Below are 20,074 nucleotides of genomic sequence, written 5' to 3' on the forward strand. Positions count from 1 at the left end.
GCGAACAGGTGGCACCCGCCGCCGCACCCCTGACGGGGATCGGGGTCCTGACGCAGGGTGGCGACCCGGCGCTCGGCGCGAGGCCCGTGCCGACGGTGACCGCGGGTGGGTGCGAAGCCCTCCGCGGAGTCACCGGCGGCGCCCCAACGGTGCAACCGCCACCCGGACGGATGCGGAGTGTGACGCTGGCCACTCTGGCGGTCGCGGAGTCGACCCGATACCGCGTCCACCCGTGCAGCGGCGCCGCCCGCGGAACGTCAGGGGGTGGTGCCGCGCGCCGCCCCGCACGCGAGGGGTGATGCCGCTGGGACACGCGGTGGTGCTGCTCGACCGCGAGGCGGCCCGACCGGGCCGCGGGTCAGCCCCGGTCCGTGCGAGCCGGGACGGGACCGCGGGTCAGTCCCGTTCGTAGACGGTGACCCAGTCGATCATCACGTCGGCGCGGGTGATGCCGTCGGTGCAGTTGTCGCCGGACGAGCAGTCCACCGCCTGCGCCTGCAGCCCGAGCCACATCGGCTGATCGGGGACGTTCTCGCCGGTGACGGAGGCCCACGGCTCGCCGTCGAGCGTGTACGTCACCTCCCCGGGCAGCCACTCCACGCCGGCCGTGTGCCAGGTCGTGAAGTCCGCCTCGACGGTGCGTTCGGTCTTGCCGCGGCCGTTGGGCTCACTCTCGTCGCGGTAGTGGAGGAACGCCGACGCGGACTGCCGACCGCCGCCGAAGTTCTCCAGGAAGTCGATCTCGGGCGGCCACACGTCCGCCTGGGGCCACAGCAGGAAGTGGAACGTCGTCTCGTCGCTGGGGTCGACGCGGAAGCGGACCTCCCACTTGCCGTAGAGCTGCGTGACCGGCCAGTTGGACACGCCACCGGTGACCCAGCGGCCCTCCTCCTGGTAACCCTCGAGCACCAGCTGGGAGTCGCGGACGACGACGTGGTCGCCCTCCCAGTGGCTCTGCGGCGAGCCGCCGGGCGTACCGCTGTACCGACCCCACCGGTCCTCGTCCAGGGCCCCGGTGTTGAAGTCGTCGCTGAAGGTCTGGCGCCAGCCCGGCAGGTCACCGCGCGGCATCGGCTCGCCCGAGACGTAGTCGCGGGCGGCGTCGCCCGTCGTGGAGTCCGAGATCGCCCGGCCGGTGAGGAACGCGGCGAGGACGACCAGGACCAGACCGACACCACCCCCCACGAGGACGCGGCGACGGCGCAGTACCGGTGTTCGCTTCTTCAGCAACGGGGAATCCTTCGTCTTCGGGCCTGGCGGGGTCCGGCGGCACCCTCCAGGCTACCGGCTGCGACCTGCGCAGACCCGGACAGAGCGGGCGAATCCGCCACAGCGGAGGGGGTTCCCGGTCTTCGCATCGTGGCTTCACGGGCCCTGCCCGGCCGGGCCGCGAAATCTCACCGGCCCCGCAGACACGGCGGAGCCCCGTGGCGGGCGGCCACGGGGCTCCGGTCGTGCAGATACGGCGGCCGCGGCGACGGCAACCCGGCGGGTCAGCGCGAGGCGGTCTCCGTGGCGTCCGTGGCGAACGACGGCGCGCTCAAGTCGTGCTCGGGGATGCGCCGCTTGGCGATGCCGTAGAGCGCCGGTCCCATCGCCATCCCGGCGAACTCCCGCAGCAGCAGGTTGCGCGACGGGATGGACGACTGCTGCCGCCCGACCGAGTTCTTGGTCGCCTTCGGGATGGCGGCCATCTTGGCCACCCCCTTGGGGATACGGCGCAGCAGGGCGTAGCGGGTGTCGCGGCTGAGCAGGTGCTTGGTGATGAACGCGGTGAGCCCGGTGCCGTAGGCGTACATCTGCTTCTGCAGACCCTCGAGGTCGGCACGGTGGTGGTGCCAGACGACCGAGCTCGGCTCGTAGGCCAGCGCGTGACCGTGCTGGAGCACCATGACGAACGCGTCCAGGTCCTCGCCGCCGGCGGTGCGGGTACCCGCACCCAGCGCCTCGTCGAACCCGCCGAGGTCGCGGATCACCGAGGTCCGGAAGGCCATCCCCGCACCGGTGCCGAACAGGCCGGCGGAGTACGGGTAGAGCAGGTCGCCCTCGGGTGCGACGGAGTCGTAGACGCGCGGTTCGCACCGCGCCGCCCAGGACACCCGGCTGTCGAAGTAGTGCTCCGCCGGGGTCTCCAGCGAGGCGGTGCAGACCAGGCTGGTCACGCAGGCCACGTCGGGACGGCGCAGGAATCCGATGACCAGCGAATCGGCCCACTGCGGGTCGACGGTGACGTCGTCGTCGGTGTAGGCGATGAGCTCGCCACGGGCTTCGGCCAGACCGCGGTTGCGGGCACAGGACAGGCCCGGGCGCGGTTCGACGACGTAGCGGAAGCGGGTGTCCTCGCCGACCTCGGCGAGGAAGGCCTGCCGGGTGCTGTCGTCGGTGGGCGCGTTGTCGACGATGACGAAGTCGAGTTCCGGGTAGTCCATCCGCGCCAACCGAGCCAGGCAGCTGCGCAGCGCCTCGCCGCGGCCACGGGTGCAGACGACGACCGTCATCGACAGGCCGGTGGGGCGCGGACGGGTGCAGCTCTGCGGCGCGTGCACGTAGGGCACCCCGTCGACGACCTGCACGCTGCCGGCGTCCTCGGCCAGGTGGGCGTCCAGCCGGGCGCGGGCCTCGGCCCCGAGGCCGCTGACCACGTCCCCGAGGACGTAGGCGCCGTCGACGACGGGACGCTCGACGAAGGTCAGCGACTCACCGTGCAGCCGGACCAGGATCCGGGCGGCCGTGTACGGCGCCTCGTCGGAGGGCACCGGGAGCGAGCCCGGGACCTCGCCGCCGAGATCGACCTCGGTGCACCAGACCCGGGGGGCCTCGATCGCGGTATCGATGGTCATGATGACGATTCTCCAGTCAGGGGAACAGCGGTGGCGGGCGTGACGGCGCTCTTGCGCGTCAGCAGGCCGCGGACGTAGCCGAGGCCGGTCAACCCGAACCCGAGGACGACGGCAGCGGACCGGCCGGGACCACCGAGGTCGCCGCGCAGCAGGTCGCGAAAACCGCGGACCACGGCGAGCGGGAGGACCTTCGTCGTGTAGCTGCGCTCGGCGGCCAGCGCGTCACCGGCACCCACGTCGCCGGAGATGACCGCCTTGGAGACGCCCTCCCAGTAGCACCTGCTCATGAAGTACCTGAGCTTCAACCGGGGTTCGGACACCCGGTGGTGCACGACCGCCGCGGGTTCCAGCACGATGCGCGCCGAGGGGTCGGCCTGCCGGAGCCGGATGGACAGTTCGGTCTCCTCGGCGCCCACCGGATGGGTGCCGATACGGCCGATGCCGGTGGTGAACCCGCCGGTGCGCTCGAGAGCGGCCCGGGTGAACCCCATCGATGATCCGATGGGATTGCGGACGTCGGCGCGCCGGGTGGGCAGGCCGCGGTAGCTGCACCCGACGACCCAGAGGAACTCCTCCGGGAACCATGCGGGCTTGCCGACCTTGGGCCAGTTGGCCTCGGCGTGGCCGGCGACGCCCTGGACGCCGGGCTCGTCGAAGACGGCGAGCAGCCGAGCCACCCAGTCGGGCTCGGCCTTCGCGTCGTCGTCGAGGAAGAGCACGATGTCGGAGGTGGTGGCCTCGACACCGGTGTTACGGGCGCCCGACAACCCCTGCACGCTCGTGTTGGGGATGATGTGCGCCGAAGGGAACGTGATCTGCAGCGCCGTCAGCAGGTCGTCGTTGTGGTCGATGACCAGCACGACCTCGTCCGCCGGTCGCTCCTGCTTCACGAGGGACTCGTAAGCCTCCACGACGTCGACCCAACGGTCCATGGTGTAGGCGCACACCACGACGGCGACGGTGCGGGGAACTGCGGATCCTTCGGGAAGCACCGAACTCATATGGCGCGGACCTCGGCGCCTTCGCGCTCGGCGACGGGACGCTCGGCCAGCGACGACCGCTGCGCCGGGAGACCGACGACCACCGGGGTGGTGCGGTCGACGTGGTCGGCCATCCGGGTCTTGCTGATGCGCTCACGGCCGATGGTGAACAGCACCCGCCAGCCGTCGCGGAAGGTGCGCAGGTTGCTCTCGCCGGAGATGCGCGGGAACTCGAAGCTGCCGACCTCGGTGATCTTGAGCTTCTGCTTGGCCACGCGGACGTTGATCAGGGTCTCGATCTCGAAGCCGTCGCCCCAGACCGCGTCGACGCTGGTGTCGTGCGCGTCCGGCAGCGCGAAGGCGGCGATGCACTCGCGACGGAAGGCGTTGTAGCCGTAGCAGAGGTCGGAGTACCGGGTGCCGAACAGGATGTTGGCAGTCAGGTTCAGGCCCTTGTTGCCCAGGTCGCGGGTGCGGCTGATGTCGTCGCTGCCGCCACCGGCGCAGAAGCGGCTGCCCTTGGCGTAGTCGGCGCCGGCGTCCAGCGCGGCGATGAAGGCGGGGATCTCGGCCGGGTCCATGGAACCGTCGGCGTCGATCATCACGATGTAGTCACCGGTCGCGGCGCTGAACCCGGCGGCCAGGGCGTTGCCCTTACCGCGGCGGGACTGACGCACGACGACGATCTCCGGGCACAGACGCTGGGAGACTGCGATGGTGTCATCGGTGGAATTGCCGTCGACGAGGATGACCTCGGTGACTCCCTCGGGCAGGCGCTCCAGAACGAAGGGGATGTTCTTCGCTTCGTTCCGGGCCGGGATCACGACGGAGATGGTCGGACGACGGAATTGGGGGGAAGGCGACATGAAGGACCAGACTTTCGTTCGAGGAGCACGGTTCGAGGAAGGCTTCCGACTGAATTCGATATCGGCGACGCCGATGTCAGGAATCGCGGGCGGGGAGCTATGTATGTCCCTGAAGCGTCGTTGCTCGACCGAGGACGACGGTATGGCATGGCCGATCGGGCTGGCAACCGTACGTTACGAGGCTCACCTTCCGGCGACCCATGTGCACGCATGGGCTAACGACGGGGTCGAAACGACGACTTCGCGGTCGCTCCGCGCAGCTGTTGACAACGGCGACCGCACGTGTGTGTGCGGTCATCCGGAAAGTGCACACCAGCATTTCCGGCGTGGTACCGACTGCGCACTGTGTCCGGATCGTGATTGCCGCAAGTTCCGGCGACGGAAATGGTGGCGTCGAGGATCCGGCTCCGGCACCGGCGGCGCCACGGGTGCCGTTGGCCGCCGGTTCCCCCTCCGTTCACCTGCGGGGCGTGCGGACGGGTTTCGGTAACGAAGCCGTAACCCCGCAGCGCACCTGCGGAAACGTCGGCGGTCGCGGACCGGCCGGACAGCGGGGTCCGGACGGGACGGCCCCCTGCGGCCGACGCGCTCCGGGACCGTGCGGGGCATGGGGTCCGGACCGCGGTGCGGTGACACAGCGTCACCCGGACCGGGACGCATGCCGGCCGCGGTCACCCCGTGTGCGATGACCGGAGGCCGCATCGGAACCGATCAAGTGACCGGATGCCACGGATCCCGGGTGTGGCGTCTCCACGTTCGGGTTACGGGCAGCGGAGCTCCAGGGACTCCGCCGATGGGGGTGGAGCCGCTCCGGTCCGCCCGAAACGCCACGAATCGGACACTGAGACACCGATCACACCGCGAGACGGCGGCCGACCGCACGGACTCCACCACGATCGCCCACGGATGCACAGAGCGGGCCGTGAGTGCCGATCCGTCACTCAGGGTGCGGATCGAGGGCGTGCCGGCGATCGGCCCACGCTTCCGGGCGTAGAGCCCGACCGGACGGCCCTCCGAGGACCGACCGGAGGCGTCGTCGCGCGAGGTCGTCGGCGGCGACCACCAGGTGCCCGTGCACGGCCGTTCCGGGTGCACGGGCGGCTCGCGCCGCAGGTCAGGACCGTGCGGCGGCCACCGGCGACAGGTTGGCCAGCAGCTGGTGCGCCCACCCCACGATGGCGGCGTCCCGTAACGGCGCCGCGCCGATCCGGTCGGACTCGGCCGGCGCCCGGACGGTCAGGGTGCGCTGGTTCTTCGAGTACCGGGACCCCGGATAGAGGCGGTTGAGCCGCATCAAGCCGGATTCGGCCAGGTCCAGCGGCCCGACCCGCACGCCCTGCGGTCCCATGATGATCTCACTGACCCCGGCGTCCCGGGCGGCCTGCCGCAGCTCCGCCACCGCCAGCAGCGCCTCGACCGGCGGGGGGACGGGGCCGAAGCGGTCCTCGAGTTCGGCGCGCACCGCGACGAGATCGGCGGCATTCCCGGCGTCGGCGATCTTGCGGTACGCGTCGAGCCGGAGAACATCGGACGGAATGTATTCGTGCGGCAGATTGGCGTCGACCGGCAATTCGACCCGCACTTCCGGAGAATCGTCGTCGTCGGGCTGATCCGTTTCAGCCGTGGCGCCGGCCTGCTTCTTGAATGCATTCACGGCTTCGGAGACCAGACGCACATAGAGATCGAATCCGACACCGGCGATGTGCCCGGACTGTTCGGCGCCCAGAATGCTGCCGGCGCCGCGGATCTCCAGATCCTTCATGGCCACGGCCATACCGGAACCGAGATCGGAATTCTGGGCGATGGTCGCCAACCGGTCGTGCGCGGTTTCGGTCATGGCCTTCTCCTGCGGGTACAGGAAGTAGGCGTAACCCCGCTCGCGGCCACGGCCGACCCGCCCGCGGAGCTGGTGCATCTGGGACAGCCCGAGCACCTCGGCGTGGTCGACGATCAGCGTGTTGGCGTTGGAGATGTCCAGACCCGTCTCCACGATGGTCGTGCAGACCAGCACGTCGAAGTCCCGCGCCCAGAAGCCGTCGATGACCTTCTCGAGGGCGTGCTCACCCATCTGACCGTGGCCGACGCCGACGCTGGCCTCGGGGACGAGCTCGCGGATGCTCGCCGCGACCCGCTCGATGTCCGACACCCGGTTGTGCACGAGGAAGACCTGACCGTCGCGCAACAACTCGCGGCGGACCGCGGCGGCGACGAGCTTGGTGTCGTACGGACCCACGTAGGTCAGGATCGGGTGCCGATCCTCGGGCGGGGTCGCGATGGTGGACATCTCGCGGATGCCGGCCAGGCTCATCTCCAACGTGCGCGGGATCGGGGTGGCCGACATGGTCAGCATGTCCACGTGCGCCCGCAGGCCGGTGATGAACTCCTTGTGCTCGACGCCGAACCGCTGTTCCTCGTCGACGATGACCAGGCCGAGGTCCTTGTAGACCACCGACGGCTGCAGCAGCCGGTGGGTGCCGATGACGATGTCGACGCTCCCGTCGGCGAGCCCCTTGATCGTCTTCTTCGACTCCTCGGCCGGCGTGAACCGGGACAGCCCGCGGACGGTGACCGGGAAGGCGGCCATCCGCTCGGAGAAGGTGGACAGGTGCTGCTGCGCGAGCAGCGTGGTGGGCACCAGCACGACGACCTGCTTGCCGTCCTGAACGGCCTTGAACGCCGCGCGCACCGCGATCTCGGTCTTGCCGTAGCCGACGTCACCGGAGATGACCCGGTCCATCGGGATGGCCTTCTCCATGTCGCCCTTGACCTCGTCGATGGCGGCGAGCTGGTCGGGGGTCTCGGTGAACGGGAACGCGTCCTCGAGTTCACGCTGCCACGGGGTGTCGGGCGCGAACCGGTGACCGGGCGCGGAGGCCCGGGCGGCGTAGATCTGCACCAGCTTGGCGGCGATCTGCCGGACCGCCTTGCGGGCGTTGCCCTTGGTCTTGGCCCAGTCGGCGCCGCCCAGCTTGTTCAGCGTCGGCACCTCGCCGCCGACGTAGCGCGACAGCTGGTCCAACGCGTCCGTGGGCACGAACAACCGGTCCCCCGGATGACCGCGCTTGCTGGGCGCGTACTCCACGACCAGGTACTCCCGGACGGCGCCGCCGGTGGTGCGCTGCACCAGGTCGACGAACTTGCCGATGCCGTGCTGGGCGTGCACCACGTGATCGCCGGGCTTCAGCGCGAGCGGGTCGACGGCGTTGCGCCGGCGCGTGGGCATCTTCTGCGCCCGGGCGGCGGTGGCACCCCGGGTGCCGGTGAGGTCGGACTCGGTCAGCAGGGCCACGTCGGAGGCGGTGAGGACGAAGCCCGCGTCCAGGCGGCCTGTCGTCACGGTGACGATTCCCGCGTGGGGCCGTTCGGCCAGTCCGTCGGTGGCGAGGCGGACCCCGAGCTCGGCGTCGGACAGCCGTTCGGCGGCCCGCTCCGCGGTGCCGGCGCCGGCGACCACCAGGACGGTCACGCCGCCGCGCGCGGCCCGCTCGCGGGCCTGCTCGATGGCCGGGCCCAGCTCGCCGCGGTACTGGGGGGCGGGCGTCACCGCCGGCTCCTCGGGGAGTTCGCCGTCGCCGAAGGCGGCGACGCGCCACAACGTGAGGTCGTTGTCACGGATGCTGTCGAAGACCTCCTCGAGCTCGCGGTACGCACCGTCCCCCAGCTCGATCGGGGCCTTGCCGCCGGTGGCCGCGGCCGCCCACGACGCGGCCAGGAACTCCTGCCCGGTGCGCTTGAGGTCCTCGGCGCGCGATCGCACCTTCTCGGGATCGGCCAGCAGCACGTGCGTGCCGGCCGGGAACAGCTGCGGCAGCAGCACCATCGGGCTGTCGACGAGCGCCGGGATCAGCGCCTCCATGCCCTCGACGGCGATCCCGGCCGCCAGCTTCTCCAGCATCTCGGCGAGCGACGGGTCACCGGTGGCCGCCGCGGAGAGCCGACCCGCCGCGGCCCGCACCGCCGGGGTCAGCAGCACCTCGCGGCAGGGTGGGGCGACGACGGCGTCGACGAGGTCGATGGAGCGCTGGTCGGTGACGGCGAAGGTGCGGATCTCCGACACCTCGTCGCCCCAGAACTCGATGCGGTACGGATGCTCGGCGGTCGGCGGGAACAGATCGAGGATGCCGCCGCGGACCGCGATCTCGCCGCGTTTGGTGACCAGGTCGACGCGGCTGTAGGCCAGCATCGTCAGCTGCTCGGTGACCTCGGCGAGGTCGATCTCGGCGCCGGTGGCGATCCGGACGGGGGCGAGCTCGCCCAGGTGCGGCGCGAGGGGCTGGATCATCGACCGGACGGTGGTGACGACGACCTTCGGGGCCGCACCGTCGAACTCCTCGGGGTGGGCCAGCCGGCGCAGCACCGACAGCCGCCGGCCGACGGTGTCCGCGCGTGGGCTCAGCCGCTCGTGCGGCAGCGTCTCCCACGACGGGAACAGCATGACCGCGTCCTCCCCGAGCAGGTCGGCCAGCGACGCGGTGAGCGACTCGGCCTCCCGTCCGGTCGCGGTGACGAAGAGCACCGGCACCGCGGCACCGCCGTCGGCCTTCGCGGCGGCGAGGCAGCCGGCGACGAACGGCCGGATCGACGCCGGCCCGGTGATCCGGTAGGTCGGCGCACCGGCCGCCGCGATCAGGTCCGCGAACAGCGGATCGGCGGCCAGCGCGGGCAGCAGGGGCGCCAGCGGCGGCCGGGGCCGTGCGGATCGACGACGCTGACCGGAGGTGGACACGACGGGTGCAGCGCTCACGGATTCAAGCTTTCCAGACGAGGAACATGTCCCGCCGGGCCATCGGGCGCGACGGGCGGGGACGGCGGCGGGCCGTCCGCGAAGGTACCCGTTGCGGCCGGTCCGTAGCCGGGGTCGGTGACCCATCTCCCCCGCCCGGCTGGTCGAGGCCCGGGCACCGGGCGGGGACGGCGGCGGGCCGGGCGGTCCCGGGCGGGGGACGGCCGAGCGCCGGTCCGGGGCACTCCGACCAGGTGGCCAGTCAACGAGACGGGCCGGCGCGTGGTTCGGTCCTCGTCGGGCCCCGCGGCGTCGGTTGCGACGAACCGGTGGGATCCGACGGTGTTGCCCGGGCACGGGCACCGGGTGCGGCGAGGGCGATCGCGGTCCGGCGCCGTTCCCACCCGCCGCGGCGGTGGGTACCCCGGGATCGGACGCCGGGCGCGGGACGCGGGGCGACCCGGTCACGGATCACCCCCGGGGCGGGGAGAGCAGCACCGCAGGCATGGAATGATGTTCCTGGCCGAGCGTCCGATCCGCCGTAGTGTAATCGGCAACACCTCTGATTTTGGTTCAGATATTTCAGGTTCGAGTCCTGGCGGCGGAGCGCGCACGACCGGTACGCAGGCCCTGTCTGCGGACGTCACCAGCCCGCCTCACCGACCGCTGGACCACAGCTCCTCCGCTGCGGCGCCGGTCGGCGCACCGTCCAGGAGGATCTGCATGCCGATGGGCGTGACCGCTGTGGTCGTTCTCGCTGCCGGCGCCGGCACCCGGATGCGCTCCACCCTCCCCAAGGTCATGCACCCGCTGGCCGGCCGTCCCCTGCTGTGGCACGCGCTGACCGCCGCGCGCGGTCTGGCGCCTGAGCACCTGGTCGCCGTCGTCGGGCACGGGCGCGAGACGGTCGGCGCCTGGCTCGAGACCAACCTTCCCGACGTGGCCACCGCCGTCCAGGACGAGCAGCTGGGCACCGGCCACGCGGTGTCCTGTGCGCTCGACGTGCTCGGGCCGCTCACCGGCACCGTCGTGGTCACCTACGGCGACGTGCCGCTGCTGCGGACGGAGACGCTGGCCGCGCTCGTCAGCGCCCACCAGGCCGCCGGCAACGCGGTCACCGTGTTGACCGCGCACGTGACCGACCCGACCGGCTACGGGCGCATCGTCCGGGACGCCCCGGACGGCGGCGTCTCGGCGATCGTGGAACACAAGGACGCCGATGCGGCGCAGCGCGCGATCACCGAGATCAACTCCGGCGTGTACGCCTTCGACGCCGCCGTGCTGGCCGACGCACTGACCCGGATCACCGCGGCCAACGCCCAGGGCGAGCGCTACCTCACCGACGTGGTCGGCATCGCCCGCGGCGACGGCCGGCCGGTGGGCGGCCTGGTGGCCGAGGACGCCGCCGAGACGGAGGGCGTCAACGACCGGGTGCAGCTGTCCGACATGGCCCGCACCCTCAACGACCGGCTCGTCCGGTCGGCGCAGCTGGCGGGGGCGACCGTCCTCGACCCCCGCACCACCTGGTTGCACGCCGACGTCGTCGTCGCCGCGGACGCCACCATCGCCCGCAACACCTCGCTGGAGGCCGGCACGACGGTCGCCGCGGGCGCCACCGTCGGCCCGGACACCACCCTGGTGGACTGCCGCGTCGGCGTCGGCGCGACCGTGGTCCGCACCCACGCGCAGGGCGCGGTCATCGGCGACGGCGCCGCGGTCGGGCCGTTCACGTTCCTGCGGCCGGGCACCGTGCTGGCGGCCGGCGCGAAGGTGGGCGCCTACGTCGAGGTGAAGAAGTCCACGATCGGACCCGGCGCGAAGGTGCCCCACCTGTCCTACGTCGGGGACGCCACCCTGGGGGCGGGCGTGAACTTCGGCGCCGGCGCGATCACGGCCAACTACGACGGCGTCGGCAAGTACGACACGGTCATCGGCGACGGGGCGTTCGTCGGCACCAACACCACCCTGGTCGCCCCGGTCACCGTCGAGCCGGGCGGGTTCACCGCGGCGGGCTCGACCATCACCGACGACGTGGCCGCCGGCGACCTCGCGGTGGCCCGCGGCCGGCAGTCCGCCGTCCCCGGCTGGGTCGCCCGCCGGCTGCCCGGCAGCACCATGGCGGCCGCCGCCGAGCGCGCCGCCGACACGACTTCCCACCACCCGGCCACGCCGTCGGCCGGGCCCGCCGCGATCCCGGAACTGCCGGGACCGCTCACCACCGAACCGGGGAAGGCGTCGCCCGCGTGAACCACATCTCCATCACGACCCGCAAGAGTCTGATGCTGTTCTCGGGCCGGGGATTCCCCGACCTCGCCGACGAGATCGCCAAGCACCTCGAGGTCGACGTGACCCCGCAGACGATCTACGACTTCGCCAACGAGGAGATCTTCGTCCGCTCCGAGGAATCGGTCCGCGGCTCCGACGTCTTCGTGATCCAGTCGTGCGGCAGCCCGTTGAACAAGTCGATCATGGAGACGCTGCTGATGATCGACGCGCTCAAGCGCGCGTCGGCGAAGCGGATCACCGTGGTGCTGCCCTTCTATCCGTACGCCCGGCAGGACAAGAAGCACCGCGGCCGCGAGCCCATCTCCGCCCGGCTCATCGCCGATCTGCTCAAGACGGCCGGCGCGCACCGGTTGATGGCCGTGGACCTGCACACCGACCAGATCCAGGGCTTCTTCGACGGCCCCGTCGACCACCTGATGGCGTTGCCGCTGCTCACCGACTACGTCGCCGAGAAGTACGCCGGTCACGACCTGGCCGTCGTCTCCCCCGACTCCGGCCGCGTACGCACGGCCGAGAAGTGGGCGCAGCGCCTGGGCGGCCGGCCGGTCGCGTTCATCCACAAGACCCGTGACCCGAGCAAGCCCAACCAGGTCGTCGCGGGTCGTGTGGTCGGTGACGTCGCCGGCAAGACCTGCGTGCTCGTCGACGACATGATCGACACCGGCGGGACGATCGCCAAGGCGGCGACCCGGCTGTTCGAGGCCGGTGCGAAGGACGTCGTGATCGCCGCGACCCACGGGGTGCTGTCCCCGCCGGCCGCGGAACGGTTGTCCGGCTGCGGCGCGTCCGAGGTGGTGTTGACCAACACGCTGCCGATCCCGGCCGAGCACTCCTTCCCGACGCTGACCGTGCTGTCCATCGCGCCGCTGATCGCCCGGGCCATCCACGAGGTCTTCGAGGACGGGTCGGTCACCTCGCTGTTCGACAACTGACGTCCGGCCCCGGCACCTGAGGTCCGGCCGGGGTCCGACGACGGACCTGCGTACCTACGCGACACGACGCCCGACGGGGCGCCGCTCGGGGCCGCCCCCACCCGGGGGCGGCCCCGTCGTCGTTGCAAGGCTTCCGGGGTGACGGCAGACGTCGGGAGATGTTCACCTCACCGGCGCCCGTCATTGGAGTTCTTCCGGCGTGATGGCGTTCCAGCGGAAGATCCTTCGGTAGAGTGGGCGGACCGTCTTCATTTCTGCACGCGGTCCCGGCGTCACGCCGACCGGAGAGGAGCCTCGACCATGGCTCGACTCGCACGATTCCACCGCATCCCCGGTGATCCCGCATCGGATCACCGGTGGGACGAGGTCCTCGGCGGACGTGGTTACACCGCCGTGGTCGATCCCGCCCTGGCCGACGTCGTCGTCGAGGTCGCCGATGACGGCGTGCGCCTCACCGGGACCGCCGCGGGCCCGACCGGCGACGGACCGGCCACCGATCTCGCCGCTTACACCGGCGACGCCCACCACCGGGTCAGCACCGGGGAACGCGACGGCGTCCGGTCCGCTCTGGTCAGCGACGAGCTCGACCCGCAGCGGGCCGCCGACGTCGAGCTGATGGTCAACCTGATCTCCTGGGCCGGCGCCGGTACCGCCGCGGCGGCCGAGACCGCGCCGTCGCGCATCGACGACCTCGTCGTGGACCGGCACTGGTCGCACCTCAAGGCCGCCGCCACCGCCCTGCAGGCTCTGCAGTCCGCCGACGGCTGCGTCGCCGACGGGCACGACGAGGCCCGGGCGCTCGTCGAGCGGCTCACCGCCTCGATCGAGGCGCTGGCTCCGCACTTCCCGCACGACGCCGACTACCTCGCCGCCCTGGTGGTGGACTTCCGGCGCTGGGCCGAGACGTTCGGCGTCCCCGACTTCCTGGACTCGCTGCAGGCGTTCCATCCGGAACGGCACCGGGTGCACGGCCTGCGTCACCTCGTGGTCTTCCCGATGTACACCCAGAACGGCAGCACGTCGCGGCTGGTGGAGGCGGTGCTGCTCGAGGTCATCTGGCCGGAGTTCATCGCCGACCTCGAGTCCGGCGAGCACTCCAACAAGCTGTTCGTGCCGGTCCGCTTCCTGGACTTCACCGCGGGCTACGACACCAACTCGGCGGTGCTGTTCCCCGAGACGGTGGCGATGCGCTCGGTGCCGCAGTTCACCTGGGGCGCGATCTTCGCCGACCGGGAGGCGGCCCGCTTCCGCCGGGTCGCCGGCGCCGCGGCCGCGATCACCGGGCTGGCCCTGCCACCGGAGGCCGCGGCCCTGCTGGCCGACCAGCAGCTGGCCGAGGAGACGTTCGTGATGTGGGACCTCATCCACGACCGCACCCACATGCACGGCGACCTGCCGTTCGACCCCTTCATGATCAAGCAGCGGATGCCGTTCTTCCTGTACTCGCTGGAGGAGCTGCGCTGCGACCTGACCGCGTTCCGCGAGGCCGTCCGTCTCGAGGGCACCGGGATCGGGCACGCCCGCCTCGTCCAGTACGCGATCCTCTTCGACCGCATCTTCCGGTTCGCCATCACCGGCAGCCGGGTCCGCAACTACGACGGCCTCGGCGGGCAGCTGCTGTTCGCCTGGCTGCACCAGCGCCACGTCCTGCACTGGACCGACAACCGACTGTCCATCGACTGGAACGGGGTGGCCGGCGCGGTGACCGCGCTCGGGGAGGCCATCGACGACCTGTACTGGCGGTCGATCGACCGGCCCAAGGTGTCGCACTGGCTGGCCGCGTACGCCCTGGTGAGCTCCACGCTGACGCCGCATCCCGCGTCGGTGTGGGCCAGGGGCGCCGGCGCGCTGCCGGTGGACGGGCCGCCCAAGGGGCTGACCGACGCCGTGCTGCCGGACGAGTTCCCGCTGTCGATGTTCTACGAGGCGCTGTCCCGCAAGCTCGGTGACGTGATCCGGGGCACCGCGGGGATCACGGCGTCGACGGGCGGCGCGGCGGACCGCGGCGTCCTGGGACAATCGGCGGCGTGACGACTCTCCACGACCCGACCCGCCGCGGCTTCGCCTCGGACAACTACGCCGGGGTGCACCCCGAGGTCCTGCAGGCCCTCGCCGACGCCAACGGCGGCCATCAGACCGCTTACGGCGACGACGTCTACACCGCCCGGTTACACGAGGTGATGGCCGCGCACTTCGGCGCCGGTGTCGAGGTGTTCCCGGTGTTCAACGGCACCGGCGCCAACGTGCTGTCGCTGCAGTCGATGCTGCCCCGCTGGGGTGGCGTCGTCTGCGCCGAGACCGCGCACATCAACGTCGACGAGAACGGCGCCCCCGAGCGGGTCGGCGGCGTCAAACTGATGACCGTCCCCACCCCGGACGGCAAGTTGACCCCCGAGTTGATCGACCGGCAGGCCCACGGCTTCGGCGACGAGCACCGGGCGCAGCCGCTCGTCGTGTCCATCACCCAGTCGACCGAGTTGGGCACGCTCTACACGCCGGCGCAGATCAAGGCCATCGCCGACCACGTGCACAGCCTCGGGATGACGCTGCACCTGGACGGGTCCCGGATCTCCAACGCCGCCGCCGCGCTGGGCGTGCCGCTGGCCGCGTTCACCACCGACGTCGGGGTGGACGTGTTGTCGTTCGGCGGCACCAAGAACGGCCTGCTCGCCGCCGAGGCGGTGGTCGTGCTCAACCCGGAGACGGTGCACGGCCTGAGGTACCTGCGCAAGATGAACATGCAGCTCGCGTCGAAGATGCGGTTCTTCTCCGCCCAGCTGATCGCGCTGCTGGAGGGCGACCTGTGGCTGCGTTCGGCGTCGCACGCCAACGCGATGGCCGCCCGGCTGACCGCCGCGGTGTCCGGGCTGGACGGGGTCACCGTGCCCCGGGCCACCGAGGCCAACGCGGTGTTTGCGATCCTGCCGCGGGCCGCGGCCGACGTCGTCCGCGAGCGCTACAAGTTCTACGACTGGGACGCCGCCACCGGTGAGGTGCGGTGGATGTGCGCCTGGGACACCACCGAGGACGACGTGGACGATTTCGCTCGGTTACTCAAGGAGGCCCTGGCCGGGTAGAGTGACCAGGTTGCCTTTCGGCGACACAGCCTCGGCGAGGGCGGCCCGATCGCGGTACGGATCGGGTCAGCCGTGATTCGACGCGGTGGGATCGCTCCCCCGTGACGTGCGCCGGGGTCGAGACGCTCGTACCCACCGCTTTGACCATCGCAGTCGTCGGCCGCCCGGCGCGCCGACATCGTTTCCAGAGGAGTTCCACCGTGTCCGAGACCCGTCTCGAAGCCGTCGCCCGTACCGAGTTCGGCAAGGGCGCGTCGCGTCGCATCCGCAAGGCCGGCCAGATCCCGGCCGTGCTGTACGGCCACGGCACCGATCCCCGCCACCTGAGCCTGCCGGCCCGCGAGTTCGGCCGCGCGCTCAAGGGCGGCGCGAACACCGTGCTGACCCTGGCCATCGACGGTGCCGACGAGCTGGCGCTGCCGAAGTCGGTCGTGCGTCACCCGCTGCGCGACTACGTCGAGCACGTCGACCTGATCCTGGTCCGCCGCGGCGAGAAGGTCACCGTCGACGTCCCGGTCAACGTGGTCGGCGACGCCGCCCCGGGCACCCTGACCGTGATCGACCAGACCACGCTGTCCATCGAGGTCGACGCCCTCAACATCCCCGAGTCGCTCGAGGTCTCCGTCGAGGGCGCCGAGGCCGGCACCCAGATCTCCGCCGGCGACGTCACGCTGCCGGAAGGCGCCGTCCTGGTCGCCGACCCGGAGTCGCTGGTCGTGGGCGTCTCGCTGGCCCCGACCACCGAGGAGCTCGAGGCCGAGGGTGCGGGCACCGAGCCCACCGGCGCCGAGACCGCCCCGATCGAGGGCGAGACCTCCGAGGACGACGCGAGCTGAGCTCCCGCTCGCTCCGTTCGCACCGGATGACCCCGAGGATGCCGCGCCCGATGACCGACCGCCATGTCTGAACAGGCACTGGTCATCGGGCTCGGCAACCCCGGGCCCGGGTACGCCGGTAACCGGCACAACGCCGGATTCATGGTCGCCGAGATCCTCGCCGCCCGCGGCGGCGCCCGCTTCGGCTCGCACAAGGCCGGGGCCGACGTCGCCACCACCCGCGTCGGCGACACCCGCGTGACCATCGCCAAGCCCCGCTCGTACATGAACCTCTCGGGCGGGGCGACCGCCGGGCTGGTGCGCTTCTTCAAGTTCGACGTCTCCGACGTCATCGTCGTGCACGACGAGCTGGACCTGAACTTCGGCGTGATCCGGCTCAAGGCCGGCGGTGGCGAAGGCGGCCACAACGGGCTGAAGTCCATCTCGTCCAGCCTGGGCAGCAAGGACTACGCCCGGGTGCGCTTCGGCGTCGGGCGCCCCCCGGGTCGGCAGGACCCCGCGGACTTCGTCCTCAAGGACTTCTCCTCCCTCGAACGCAAGGAGCTCCCGCTGGAGCTCGAACGCGCCGCCGACGCCGTCGAGGACCTCATCCGGCTTGGCCTCGTCGACGCCCAGAACCGCTGGCACTGAGCACTTTTCGTCCCGATTCGGGGAGAAAAGTGCCCGCTGGGCGGGCACCTTCCTACCGGATTGCGGTGTCGAGCTGCGTTTCTCTTCGCACCGTGCTTGGTCAGCGGCGCGCCAGCTGCGGCGGGTACGACCCGCTCCGCGACAAGTTCAGCCACTTCGCGACCGCTCCGGGCAGCCGAAGCGGTGGCGCAGACGACACGACGGTCGCGAAGTTGTCTGTCGCACTACCCCACCAAGTTCACGAGCGATGCGCCTGCTGCAGCTGGTGCGCCGGGGACACCGTCGGTGCGGAGACGACCTGTCGGGCCGGCACCACCCACTCCGCGACGAGTCCAGCCACTGAGCGACCACTCCAGGCAACCGGAACCGTCGCGAACACGACACAACGGTCGCGAAGAGGCCCGACGCACCTCCGCACCGGGTTGGTCAGTGACGCACCCGCTGCAGCTGGTGCGCCAGGGACACCGTCGGTGCGGAGACGACCTGTTGGGCCGCACCACCCGCTCCGCGACGAGTTCAGCCATTTCGCGACCACTCCAGGCAGCCGGAACCGTCGCGAAGACGACACCTCGGTCGCGAAGGGGCCCGACGCACCTCCGCACCGGGTTGGTCAGTGACGCACCCGCTGCAGCTGGTGCGCCAGGGACACCGTCGGTGCGGAGACGACCTGTTGGGCCGGCACCACCCACTCCGCGACGAGTTCAGCCACTCAGCGACCAATCCAGGCAGCCGGAACCGTCGCGCAGACAACACAACGGTCGCGAAGACGCACGCCACTCCGCGACGAGTCCAGCCACTCAGCGACCAGTCCCGGCAGCCGAAGCGGTCGCGAAGACGACACAACGGTCGCGAAGACGCACGCCACACCTCCGCGCCGAGTTCACGAGTGACACATCAGCTCCAACTGGTGCGCCACGGACACCGTCGGTGCGGAGACGACCTGATGGGCCGGCACCACCCACTCCGCGACAAGTTCAGCCACTGAGCGACCACTCCAGGCAACCGGAACCGTCGCGAACACGACACCACGGTCGCGAAGAGGCCTGGCGCACCTCTGCACCAGGTTGGTCAGTGACGCACCCGCTGCAGCTGGTGCGCCAGGGACACCGTCGGTGCGGAGACGACCTGTTGGGCCGGCACCACCCACTCCGCGACAAGTTCAGCCACTCAGCGACCACTCCAGGCACCCGGAACCGTCGCGAAGACGACACAACGGTCGCGAAGAAGCCGGCACGCCGTCGGACGGGGACGCGTGCTCAGCCGGCCCGCTGCTCCAGCAGCTGCCGGGCCGCCGACCGCTTGAGCTTCCCGGACGGCGTCTTCGGGATGGACCCGACCGGCAGGACGAGCACCTGCGCGGGCCGCACGCCGATCGCCGCGGTGACCGCCGAACGCACCTGCTGCACGATCCGCGCGACCTGCTCGGGGTCGTCGGCCTGCCGGGACTCGCACGCCACCACGAACGACTCCCGCCCGCCGGACGCCGTCCAGCGCACCGCGATGGCGTTCCCTGCGCGCACCCCCTCGACCGAGGTCGCCACCCGCTCGATGTCGGTCGGGTAGATGTTGCGGCCGCCCATGATGATGACGTCCTTCACCCGGCCGCACACCACCACCTCGCCGTCGACGAGGTAGCCGACATCGCCGGTGTCCAGCCAGCCGTCGGGACCCTGGGTGGCGACGTCGCCGTCCACCGTCAGGTAGCGGTCGGTCACCGCGGGCCCACGGATGTACAGGGTGCCGACCCCGCCGTCGGCCAGGACGGTGCCGCTGTCGTCGCGGACCTGGATCTGGATGTCGGCCAGCGGCTCACCCAACCGCGGGAACTCCCGCACCGCCGCGTCGGCGTCGGCCGGCGGCCGGGCCACCCGCTCCTCCTCCAGCGCCACCGCGTCGAGAACGTCGACGGCGAAGGGTCTTCCGGTGTGCTGGATGCTGACACCGAGCGTGGTCTCGGCCATCCCGTACGCCGGCACCATCGCGGTGGCGGGCAGCCCGAACCGCTCCCCCGCGGCCAGGAACGCCCGCACCGCCGTCACGTCGATCGGCTCGGCCCCGTTGAGCGCGAATCGCAGCGTCGACAGGTCCAGTCCCTCCGCACGCTGCAGCGCACGCGCCGCGAGCGCGTACGCGAAATTCGGTGCGGCGGTGTGGGTTCCGCCGTAACGGGTGACCAGCTCGAACCACAGCAGCGGTGACCGCAGGAAGTCGGTCGGCGTCACCGTCACCACGTCGACGCCGAACACCATCGGCAGCGTCAGGAATCCGACCATCCCCATGTCGTGGAACAGCGGCAGCCAGCTGACCATCACCGAGGAGCCGGGCACGATCTCGGCCCGCTCCCGCATCGCGTTGAGGTTGTTCCAGGCGTTGCCGTGCGAGATGCGCACCGCCTTGGGGGTGGCGGTCGAACCCGACGTCAGCTGCAGCAGCAGCGTCGAGTCCTCGCCCACGGCAACGGCTTCGGTGAGCTCATCGCCGTCGGCGGTCAGCTCCGCCGCGTGGTGCACACCGATACCCGCGGCCCGCAGCCGGGTGTCGAAGGACGCGTACTGCGCGCCGAGCAGCACGTGGTGCGCCCCGATCACCCCGAGCACCTGGGCGGTCTCGGCGGCGAAATGCGCGGGATCGGTGCGGGCGGTCGGCTGGTGCAGCATCGTCACCGACGCTCCCGCCCACCAGGCGGCCTGGACCAGCGGGGCGACTTCGGCGGGGGCGGCGGCGAGCACCGCGACGGTGCCCCCGGGCCGCAGCCCGGCGTCGGTCAACCGGGCGGCGCCCCGGCGGGCGGCGGCGTGGACGTCCGACCAGGGGGTCCGGACGGGGGCGGTGGGTTCACCGGTGATCAGGCAGGCCGCCGAACGGGCAGCGGCACCGAGCGCGGTGACGAATGCGGTCATGATG

The 20,074-nt window shown here is 71.5% G+C and carries 12 protein-coding genes and 1 tRNA gene; 7 read left to right on the plus strand and 6 right to left on the minus strand.

What is annotated here, in order from left to right:
• Positions 1 to 396 precede the first annotated feature (396 nt).
• The 5 genes from DB033_RS14665 to mfd form a co-directional block, all read right to left on the minus strand.
• Positions 397 to 1,230, minus strand: a complete 834-nt coding sequence (locus tag DB033_RS14665) for a glycoside hydrolase family 16 protein (RefSeq protein ID WP_157970710.1) — start codon at positions 1,228 to 1,230, stop codon at positions 397 to 399.
• Positions 1,231 to 1,493: 263 nt separating this feature from the next.
• A complete protein-coding gene (locus tag DB033_RS14670; RefSeq protein ID WP_111767687.1) occupies positions 1,494 to 2,840 on the minus strand; it encodes a glycosyltransferase family 2 protein in 1,347 nt (448 codons plus the stop codon).
• Positions 2,837 to 3,841, minus strand: a complete 1,005-nt coding sequence (locus DB033_RS14675; protein ID WP_111767688.1) for a glycosyltransferase family 2 protein — start codon at positions 3,839 to 3,841, stop codon at positions 2,837 to 2,839. The genes DB033_RS14670 and DB033_RS14675 overlap by 4 nt, the downstream gene beginning before the upstream one ends.
• Positions 3,838 to 4,686: a glycosyltransferase family 2 protein gene (locus DB033_RS14680; RefSeq protein WP_111767689.1), complete on the minus strand. Its 849-nt coding sequence runs from the start codon at positions 4,684 to 4,686 to the stop codon at positions 3,838 to 3,840. The genes DB033_RS14675 and DB033_RS14680 overlap by 4 nt, the downstream gene beginning before the upstream one ends.
• A gap of 1,114 nt (positions 4,687 to 5,800) precedes the next feature.
• Positions 5,801 to 9,430 (minus strand): transcription-repair coupling factor, encoded by a 3,630-nt coding sequence (gene mfd / locus DB033_RS14685; RefSeq protein ID WP_240615916.1) that lies wholly within the window; start codon positions 9,428 to 9,430, stop codon positions 5,801 to 5,803.
• A 514-nt stretch (positions 9,431 to 9,944) separates the two neighbouring features.
• Here mfd and DB033_RS14690 point away from each other — a divergent pair.
• The 7 genes from DB033_RS14690 to pth all read left to right on the plus strand — a co-directional run bounded on the left by DB033_RS14690 (position 9,945) and on the right by pth (position 17,170).
• Positions 9,945 to 10,016 (plus strand) — tRNA-Gln (locus DB033_RS14690).
• Between the two features lie 122 nt (positions 10,017 to 10,138).
• Positions 10,139 to 11,656, plus strand: coding sequence for a bifunctional UDP-N-acetylglucosamine diphosphorylase/glucosamine-1-phosphate N-acetyltransferase GlmU (gene glmU / locus DB033_RS14695; RefSeq protein ID WP_111767691.1), 1,518 nt, complete (start codon positions 10,139 to 10,141; stop codon positions 11,654 to 11,656).
• On the plus strand, positions 11,653 to 12,627 hold the full coding sequence (locus tag DB033_RS14700; RefSeq protein ID WP_111767692.1) for a ribose-phosphate diphosphokinase: 975 nt from the start codon (positions 11,653 to 11,655) through the stop codon (positions 12,625 to 12,627). The genes glmU and DB033_RS14700 overlap by 4 nt, the downstream gene beginning before the upstream one ends.
• A 615-nt stretch (positions 12,628 to 13,242) precedes the next feature.
• A complete protein-coding gene (locus DB033_RS14705; RefSeq protein ID WP_420814077.1) occupies positions 13,243 to 14,658 on the plus strand; it encodes a DUF6421 family protein in 1,416 nt (471 codons plus the stop codon).
• Positions 14,646 to 15,704, plus strand: a complete 1,059-nt coding sequence (locus tag DB033_RS14710) for a threonine aldolase family protein (RefSeq protein WP_111767693.1) — start codon at positions 14,646 to 14,648, stop codon at positions 15,702 to 15,704. Before DB033_RS14705 ends, DB033_RS14710 begins: the two co-directional genes overlap by 13 nt.
• A 200-nt stretch (positions 15,705 to 15,904) precedes the next feature.
• On the plus strand, positions 15,905 to 16,540 hold the full coding sequence (locus DB033_RS14715) for a 50S ribosomal protein L25/general stress protein Ctc (protein ID WP_111767694.1): 636 nt from the start codon (positions 15,905 to 15,907) through the stop codon (positions 16,538 to 16,540).
• Between the two features lie 63 nt (positions 16,541 to 16,603).
• A complete protein-coding gene (gene pth, locus DB033_RS14720) occupies positions 16,604 to 17,170 on the plus strand; it encodes an aminoacyl-tRNA hydrolase (RefSeq protein ID WP_111767695.1) in 567 nt (188 codons plus the stop codon).
• Between the two features lie 1,256 nt (positions 17,171 to 18,426).
• On the opposite strand, the gene DB033_RS14725 is transcribed toward pth, so the two are convergent.
• Complete coding sequence (locus DB033_RS14725) at positions 18,427 to 20,070, minus strand: fatty acyl-AMP ligase (RefSeq protein ID WP_111767696.1); 1,644 nt, start codon at positions 20,068 to 20,070, stop codon at positions 18,427 to 18,429.
• Between the last annotated feature and the right edge of the window lie 4 nt (positions 20,071 to 20,074).

The sequence above is a fragment of the Nakamurella deserti genome, assembly GCF_003260015.1.
Lineage (GTDB): Bacteria > Actinomycetota > Actinomycetes > Mycobacteriales > Nakamurellaceae > Nakamurella > Nakamurella deserti.